Origin of the sequence: Streptomyces sp. NPDC006687 (assembly GCF_040636215.1) — a bacterium.
Taxonomy (GTDB): domain Bacteria; phylum Actinomycetota; class Actinomycetes; order Streptomycetales; family Streptomycetaceae; genus Streptomyces.
This window is the reverse complement of the sequence record NZ_JBEYJJ010000004.1, coordinates 320,448-329,340: the sequence shown is the minus strand read 5'-3', so window position 1 is coordinate 329,340 and position 8,893 is coordinate 320,448. Positions and strand designations below refer to the sequence as shown.

General features: G+C 70.4%; 2 protein-coding genes, 1 tRNA gene and 1 rRNA gene. 3 read left to right on the top strand and 1 reads right to left on the bottom strand.

The genetic code is table 11. From position 1 onward, the window contains the following. The first annotated feature begins 136 nt into the window (after positions 1-136). Positions 137-253: ribosomal RNA gene (gene rrf, locus ABZ716_RS07875) — 5S ribosomal RNA — on the top strand. Between the two features lie 5 nt (positions 254-258). After that, a tRNA-Thr gene (locus ABZ716_RS07870) sits at positions 259-334 on the top strand. Between the two features lie 150 nt (positions 335-484). On the opposite strand, the gene ABZ716_RS07865 is transcribed toward ABZ716_RS07870, so the two are convergent. Then, entirely contained in the window at positions 485-3,007 is a 2,523-nt protein-coding gene (locus ABZ716_RS07865; protein ID WP_358957442.1) for a SpoIIE family protein phosphatase, read from the bottom strand. 245 nt (positions 3,008-3,252) lie between these two features. On the opposite strand from ABZ716_RS07865, the gene ABZ716_RS07860 reads away from it, so the two are divergent. Further along, complete coding sequence (locus ABZ716_RS07860; RefSeq protein WP_358957440.1) at positions 3,253-8,754, top strand: HAMP domain-containing protein; 5,502 nt, start codon at positions 3,253-3,255, stop codon at positions 8,752-8,754. Positions 8,755-8,893: the final 139 nt, after the last annotated feature.

Genomic DNA, 8,893 nt, shown 5'->3' with positions numbered 1-8,893 from the left:
CAGATGTGGAAGCCCGGTAACGGGTGGAGCTGACTGGTACTAATAGGCCGAGGGCTTGTCCTCAGTTGCTCGCGTCCACTGTGTTAGTTCTGAAGTAACGACCGTGTTGTCATCCGGTTGGTTAACTTCATAGTGTTTCGGTGGTCATAGCGTTAGGGAAACGCCCGGTTACATTCCGAACCCGGAAGCTAAGCCTTTCAGCGCCGATGGTACTGCAGGGGGGACCCTGTGGGAGAGTAGGACGCCGCCGAACAACCCGCCCTTTTAGCTCAGTCGGTAGAGCGTCTCCATGGTAAGGAGAAGGTCAACGGTTCGATTCCGTTAAAGGGCTCCAACAGAAAAGGCCCCCGCCTCGTGGCGGGGGCCTTTTTGCGTTTTCAGGGGCCAGGAGGCCAAGAGGCCATAGGGCTGGGGGAGCACGGGCTATCCCGAAAGGTCCGGGCCGGATGAGGCCGACCCGGACCACGCGGCGGGGGAGGCGGTGTTACGCGCCCTCGCGGGGGTGGGGGACGCGGAAGGCCAGGATGGCCATGTCGTCCGAGGCGGGTTCCGCCGCGAAGCGTTCCACGGCGCGCAGGACGCGGGCGGCGACCGCGCCGGCCGTGAGGCCCGTACACGTGGTGAGGACATCGGCCAGGCCGTCGTCGCCCAGCATGCGGGTGCCCTCGCGGCGTTCCGTCACGCCGTCCGTGACACAGAGGAGGACGTCGCCGGGGTCGAGGGACAGCGTCTGCTCGTAGAGCTCCAGGTCGTCCATCACGCCGAGCAGCGGCTGCGGGTCCGCCGCCGCGGTGACCTCGCCGTCCGGGCGCAGGCGCAGCGGCAGCGGGTGGCCCGCGCAGACCACCTTCATCAGGGCGCCCCCGTCCGGCTGCGGGTGGAGCTCCCCGTAGAGGAGGGTCAGGAAGCGGCTGCGGGCGCCCTCGTCGAGGATGGCCGCGTTGAGCCGCTCCAGGACGGCCGGGCCGCCCAGGCCCTCGCGGGCCAGCAGGCGCAGGGCGTGGCGGGCCAGGCCGGTGACGGCGGCCGCTTCGGGGCCCGTGCCGCAGACGTCGCCGATGGCGAAGCCGTACGCACCGTCGCGGATCGGGAAGACGTCGTAGAAGTCGCCGCCCACCTCGTTGCCCTCACCGGCCGCGCGGTAGATCACCTCGACCTCCATCCCCGGGATGGCGGGCGAGCCGGGCGGCAGCAGGCTGCGCTGGAGGGAGCGGCTGATGGCCGTGCGCTCCGAGTAGAGGCGGGCGTTGTCCAGGGCCAGGGCAGCCCGGCGCGACAGGTCGTCGGCCAGTTCGAGGATCTCCTGGCGGAAGTGCTCCTCCCGGGGCTTGCCCAGGGTGATCATGCCGATCACCCGGTTCCGGGCCAGGAGGGGCAGGACGACCGTCTCGCCGCCGACCGCGGCCGTCGTCTCCGGCCAGGGGCGGGCGCCCGCCTCGCGGACCGGCTCGGGCGGGGCCACCCGCGACAGCAGGTCCTTGAGGGTGTCGATGCGCTCCTCGTCCTCGTGCAGCACGTAGGCGAGGTAGGGGTCCGAGGCCGGGTCGGCGATCGTGTAGACGGCGCACCAGGTGGCCAGCGTCGGAACCGTCATCTGTGCCATCAGGGCCAGGGTCTGGTCCCGGTCGAGGGTGCCGGCCAGCAGGTCGGACGCCTCGACGAGGAAGGACAGGGAGCCGCGGCGCAGACGTTCCAGCTCGCCGAGGCGGGCGGACTCCACGGCCAGGGCGATCCGGTCCGCGGCGAACTGCAGGCGCAGGGCCTCCTCGTTGGTGTAGCGGCCCGGGACCTCGGCGGCGACGCCGAGGGAGCCCGTCAGCCGGCCCTCCACCTTGAGGGGGACGGTGACGACGGACCGCATGCCGGTGGATTCCAGCAGCGGTACGGCGCCGGGGACGGCGGTGAGGTCGTCGTGGACGGCGGGCAGGCGGGCGGAGCCGTAGCGGCCGGTGCCGGCCTCGACGGGGACGCGGGCGAAACGCTGCCGGGTGGAGGGCAGGCCCGTGGTGGCGCGGACCTCCAGCTCGGTCTCGTCGTCGGTGGCCAGCAGCAGGAACGCCGCGTCGGCGTCGAGCATGTCGCGGGCCCGCTCCACGGTGCGCTGGAGCAGGCCGTCGAGGTCGTCGGGGGCGGGGGAGCCGATGAACGTCTCGAAGGGGTCCGCGGGGCGGGCCTCGGACAGCTGGCCGTCGGAGGCGGGGACCCGTACCGGGGTCTGGAGCAGGGCGCGCTCGTCGTCGTGGACGAGGAGGCAGACGATGGACGGTTCGCCGTGGGCGTCGCGGACCCGCAGGTGGGAGGCGTAGACGGGGATGACACGGCCGTCGGCGCCCCGGATGCCGTAGCTGCCCTCCCAGCGCGACAGCCGCAGCGCCTCGGCGATGCCGGTTCCGGTGCCGGGGGTCTGGGGCCAGGCGGCGAGCTCCGAGAGGGGGCGGCCGATGACCTTCTCGGCGGCGTAGCCGAAGACGTGCTCGGCGTCCTCGTTCCAGGCGGAGATGGCGTCGGCGGCGTCGATCTGGATGACGGCGACACGGACGCGGCTGTCGGTCAGCGGCAGGAACTGGTCCGGGACGACCGGCCCCGCCGAGCGGGTACCGACCGGACGGTCCGGGAGGTCGAGGCGGAACCACACGTGTTTGTGCGTGGGGGTGTACTCGACGCCCCAGCGGGTGGCGATGGCCGCGCAGAGCATCAGCCCGCGGCCGCTCTCCCGGTCGGGATCGGCGTACGGGCGCTCGTCGGGGTGGCGCAGGGGGAGCTCGCGTTCGGGGTACCGGTCGGCGATCTCGACGCGTACGCCGCCCTCGGCGCGCAGGCACAGGACCTCGGCCTGGGTTCCGGCGTGGATGACGGCGTTGGTGACGAGCTCGCTGGTCAGCACCACCGCGTCGTCGACGATGTCCGCGAAGCCCCAGCCCTGGAGCGTGTCGCGGACGAACGCGCGGGCAGCGGCGACCGACCGCCCTTGCGGGGTGAAACTGGCAGCCGCCCGTGCCGTGATCACGAGTCTCCTTCGACGCGGTGGGACTGGGACATCGGATGCCAGGTTACTTACCTTCTCGCTCCCCGTGAGGCGGTCGTACGGGATTCCACCCCCAGGGTGCGGAGCCTGTGCGAAGGTGCCGGAGTGTTATGGCCGTGTTCGGCCGGGGTGAAACACTGGGCAGGCTTGGAGTGCCGGCTCTTGGACGGCCGGACCTCGGGTGGAACAGCGGTAGAGCAGCGGTCGACCCTTTCGGGAGGGACACGGTGGAGTCTGGAGCAGCGGTGCGGCGTACGGGAGCGCGCCCCAAGGGCAGGTCCCGGCGGAACGGGACGACGGAGGTCGACACCGCCGCACTGAACCGCCTGCTCACGGCCCTGGTGTCGATGCGGGACGGCAACTTCCGCAAGCGGCTGACGGTGTCCGGCGAAGGCGTGATGGCGGAGATCGCCGCCGTCTACAACGAGGTCGCCGACCGCAACCTGCACCTGACCGGCGAGCTGTCGCGGGTCCGTCGCATGGTGGGCCGCGAGGGCAAGCTGAGCGAGCGGCTGGAGACGGGGGCCTGCGAGGGCTCCTGGGCTGCGGCGATCGACGCCTCGAACCAGCTGGTGGACGATCTCGCCCGGCCGGTCTCCGAGGTGGGCCGGGTGCTGTCGGCGGTGGCCGAGGGCGACCTGGACCAGCGGATGGACCTGCGGACGCAGGCCCCGGAGGGGGCAGGGCATCCGCTGCGCGGGGAGTTCCTGAAGGTCGGGCGGACGGTCAACAACCTGGTCGACCAGCTGTCGGCGTTCACCGACGAGGTGACGCGGGTCGCGCTGGAGGTCGGTACCGAGGGCAAGCTGGGCGGCCAGGCCCAGGTGCGCGGGATGTCCGGGTCCTGGAAGGACCTGACCGACTCCGTCAACACCATGGCCTACCGGCTCACCGCGCAGGTGCGTGACATCGCGCTGGTGACGACGGCGGTGGCCAAGGGCGATCTGTCGCGCAAGGTCACGGTGCACGTGGCCGGCGAGATGCTCCAGCTGAAGAACACCGTCAACACGATGGTGGACCAGCTGTCCTCCTTCTCCTCGGAGGTGACCCGGGTCGCCCGTGAGGTGGGCACCGAGGGCGAGCTGGGCGGTCAGGCGAAGGTGCCGGGGGTCGCGGGGGTCTGGAAGGACCTGACCGACTCCGTCAACACGATGGCGGGCAACCTCACGGCCCAGGTGCGCGGGATCGCGCAGGTGACGACGGCCGTCGCCAGCGGTGACCTGTCCCAGAAGGTGCGGGTCAGCGCGCGCGGCGAGGTCGCGCAGCTGGCCGAGACGATCAACCAGATGACGGAGACCCTGCGGACCTTCGCGGACGAGGTCACGCGCGTGGCCAGCGAGGTCGGCGCGAAGGGCCTGCTGGGCGGCCAGGCCCAGGTGCCGGGGGCGGCGGGTACCTGGAAGGACCTCACCGATTCGGTGAACACGGTCTTCCGGAACCTGACCACGCAGGTGCGCGACATCGCGCAGGTGACCACCGCCGTGGCCAATGGCGACCTCTCGCAGAAGGTCACGGTCGACGTGGCCGGCGAGATGCTGGAGCTGAAGAACACCGTCAACACGATGGTCGACCAGCTCCAGTCCTTCGGTTCGGAAGTGACGCGTGTGGCGCGCGAGGTCGGCGTGGAGGGTGAGCTGGGCGGTCAGGCCCAGGTGCCCGGGGCGGCCGGCACGTGGAAGGACCTCACCGATTCGGTGAACACGGCCTTCCGCAACCTCACCGGCCAGGTGCGCAACATCGCGCAGGTGACGACGGCGGTGGCCAACGGCGACCTGTCGCAGAAGGTCACCGTGGACGTCTCCGGCGAGATGCTCCAGCTGAAGAACACCGTGAACACGATGGTGGACCAGCTGTCCTCCTTCGCCGACCAGGTCACGCGGATGGCGCGGGACGTGGGCACGGAGGGCCGCCTGGGCGGCCAGGCCCGGGTCGAGGGGGTGTCCGGGACCTGGAAGGAGCTGACCGACTCCGTCAACTTCATGGCGGGGAACCTGACCTCGCAGGTGCGCCAGATCGCCCAGGTGACGACGGCGGTGGCGCGCGGTGACCTGTCGCAGAAGATCGACGTGGACGCGCGGGGCGAGATCCTGGAGCTGAAGAACACCATCAACACGATGGTCGACCAGCTTTCGTCCTTCGCGGAGCAGGTGACCCGGGTCGCCCGGGACGTGGGTACCGAGGGCCGGCTCGGCGGTCAGGCACAGGTGCCCGGAGTGGCCGGCGTGTGGCGGGACCTGACGGACTCGGTGAACGGCATGGCCGGGAACCTGACCTCCCAGGTCCGCAACATCGCCCAGGTCGCGACGGCGGTGGCGCGCGGTGACCTGTCGCAGAAGATCGACGTGGACGCGCGCGGCGAGATCCTGGAGCTCAAGAACACCATCAACACGATGGTCGACCAGCTCTCGAACTTCGCGGAACAGGTCACCCGCGTGGCGCGCGAGGTCGGCACCGAGGGCATCCTGGGCGGCCAGGCGGAGGTCAAGGGGGTCTCGGGCACCTGGAAGGACCTGACCCAGTCCGTCAACTTCATGGCGAACAACCTGACCTCGCAGGTCCGCAACATCGCGGAGGTGACCACGGCGGTCGCCATGGGCGACCTCTCCAAGAAGATCACCGTCGACGCCAAGGGCGAGATCCTCGAACTGGTCACCACGGTGAACACGATGGTGGACCAGCTGTCCTCCTTCGCCGAGCAGGTGACCCGTGTGGCCCGCGAGGTGGGCACCGAGGGCATCCTCGGCGGCCAGGCCCGGGTGCGCGGGGTGACCGGCATCTGGAAGGACCTGTCGGACAACGTCAACACGATGGCCGGGAACCTGACGGCGCAGGTGCGCGGGATCGCCCAGGTGTCGGCGGCCGTCGCCAACGGCGACTTGACGAAGAAGGTCACCGTGGAGGCGCGCGGCGAGGTCGCGCAGCTCGCGGACACGGTGAACACGATGGTCAAGACCCTGTCCTCCTTCGCGGACGAGGTCACGCGCGTGGCCCGCGAGGTGGGCACGGAGGGCCGCCTGGGCGGCCAGGCGCACGTTCCCGGTGTCTCGGGCACCTGGAAGGACCTCACCGACTCGGTGAACTTCATGGCGTCCAACCTCACCGGGCAGGTGCGGCAGATCGCCATGGTCACGACCGCCATCGCCAAGGGCGACATGACCAAGAAGATCGACATCGATGCGCGCGGGGAGATCCTGGAGCTGAAGACGACCATCAACACGATGGTCGACCAGCTGTCCTCCTTCGCCGACCAGGTGACCCGCGTGGCCCGTGAGGTGGGCACCGAGGGCATCCTGGGCGGCCAGGCCCGGGTGCGTGACGTGGACGGCACCTGGCGGGACCTGACGGAGTCGGTGAACGAGATGGCCGGCAACCTCACCCGGCAGGTGCGGGCCATCGCGGCCGTGGCCACCGCGGTGACCCGCGGGGACCTGAGCCTGAAGGTCGACGTGGACGCGTCCGGCGAGATCCAGGCCCTCCAGGACAACATCAACACGATGATCGCGAACCTGCGCGACACCACCCTGGCCAACAAGGAGCAGGACTGGCTCAAGGGCAACCTCGCCCGGATCTCGGCCCTGATGCAGGGCCGCCGGGACCTGGACGACGTGGCCAAGCTGATCATGAGCGAGCTGACCCCGGTGGTCGCCGCGCAGCACGGCGCGTTCTTCCTCGCGGTGCCCACCGGCGCGAGCCCCGAGATCGGGACGGACGGCGGCGCGGAGAGCTCGTACGAGCTGCGGATGCGCGGGAGCTACGCGTACGCGGGCACCCAGATGCCGATCTCCTTCCGGCCCGGAGAGGGGCTGATCGGCACGGTCGCGGAGGAGAAGCGGACCATCCTGGTGGAGAACACACCGCCGGGCTACCTGAAGATCTCCTCGGGGCTGGGCGAGGCGCCGCCGGCGCACGTGATCGTGCTGCCGGTGCTGTTCGAGGGGAAGGTGCTCGGCGTCATCGAACTGGCCGGTTTCCAGCCCTTCACGCAGATCCAGAAGGACTTCCTCAGCCAGATCGCCGAGATGATCGGTACGAGCGTCAACACCATCTCCGTCAACTCCAAGACGGAGATGCTGCTCAAGCAGTCCCAGGAGATGACCGAACAGCTGCGCGAGCGCTCCGACGAGCTGGAGAACCGGCAGAAGGCGCTCCAGGCCGCCAACGCGGAGCTGGAGGAGAAGGCGGAGCTGCTGGCCCGGCAGAACCGGGACATCGAGGTGAAGAACACCGAGATCGAGGAGGCCCGCCAGGTCCTGGAGGAGCGCGCCGAGCAGCTCGCGGTCTCGATGCGCTACAAGAGCGAGTTCCTCGCGAACATGTCGCACGAGCTGCGCACCCCGCTGAACTCGCTGCTGATCCTGGCGAAGCTGCTGGCGGACAACGCGGACGAGAACCTCTCGCCCAAGCAGGTGGAGTTCGCCGAGACCATCCACGGCGCGGGCTCCGACCTGCTCCAGCTGATCAACGACATCCTCGACCTGTCGAAGGTCGAGGCCGGGAAGATGGACGTCTCACCGACCCGGATCGCCCTGGTCCAGCTGGTGGACTACGTGGAGGCCACCTTCCGTCCGCTCACCGCGGAGAAGGGCCTGGACTTCTCGGTACGGGTCTCCCCGGAGCTGCCGGCCACCCTGCACACCGACGAGCAGCGGCTGCTCCAGGTGCTGCGGAACCTGCTGTCGAACGCGGTGAAGTTCACCGACAACGGCGCGGTGGAGCTGGTGATCCGGCCCGCCGGGGCCGATGTGCCGACGGCGATCCGCGAGCAGCTGCTGGAGGCCGGGTCGCTGCGCGAGGCGGACGGGGACCTGATCGCCTTCTCGGTGACCGACACCGGTATCGGGATCGCGGCGAGCAAGATGCTGGTGATCTTCGAGGCGTTCAAGCAGGCCGACGGGACCACGAGCCGCAAGTACGGCGGTACGGGGCTCGGCCTGTCCATCAGCCGGGAGATCGCCCGGCTGCTCGGCGGGGAGATCCACGCGGCCAGCGAGCCCGGACGCGGCTCGACGTTCACGCTGTACCTGCCCCTGCACCCGAGCGAGCTGCCCCCCCAGGGGTACGCGCCGCCCACGCCGGGCGGGGCGCGCGGGGAGTACCGCAGGGCTGGGGAGGCGCCGCCGGCGCCGCAGCCCGACGCGGTGACCCCGCCGTCCCCGGCCCCCGTGAGCCCGGCCCCGGTGCGCCAGGCGCTGCCGGCGGCGGAACCGGCCGGGCAGGGCTCGTCGGCGCTGTTCCGGCGCCGCCGCAAGCCGGCGGGCGGTCCGCTGCCGCGCACCGAGGTGCCGGGGCAGCCGGACGGGGCGGCGTGGGAGGAGCAGGAGCCGCAGCCGGCGGCGCCGCGGACGTACGACTTCCACGGCGAGCGGGTGCTCATCGTGGACGACGACGTGCGCAACGTCTTCGCCCTGACGAGCGTGCTGGAGCAGCACGGGCTGGCGGTGCTCTACGCCGAGAACGGCCGGGAGGGCATCGAGGTGCTGGAGCAGCACGACGACGTGGCGCTGGTGCTGATGGACATCATGATGCCGGAGATGGACGGGTACGCGACGACCTCGGCGATCCGGCGGATGCCGCAGTTCGAGGGGCTGCCGATCATCGCGCTCACGGCGAAGGCGATGAAGGGCGACCGGGAGAAGGCCATCGACTCGGGTGCTTCCGATTATGTAACGAAGCCGGTGGAACCCGACTATCTCCTGTCGGTGATGGAACAGCACATGCGCGGGGACTGACCGGCGGCCGGGGCGTGACGGGAGGGCGCTAGGGGAACTTTCTGCCCTCCCGCCACGTTTCCGCTTCGTGCACAGTGACATCCTGGTGACAGGGTGTGGCGATCTCGGGACTGGGGCTACGATGACCGGCACAAGGACG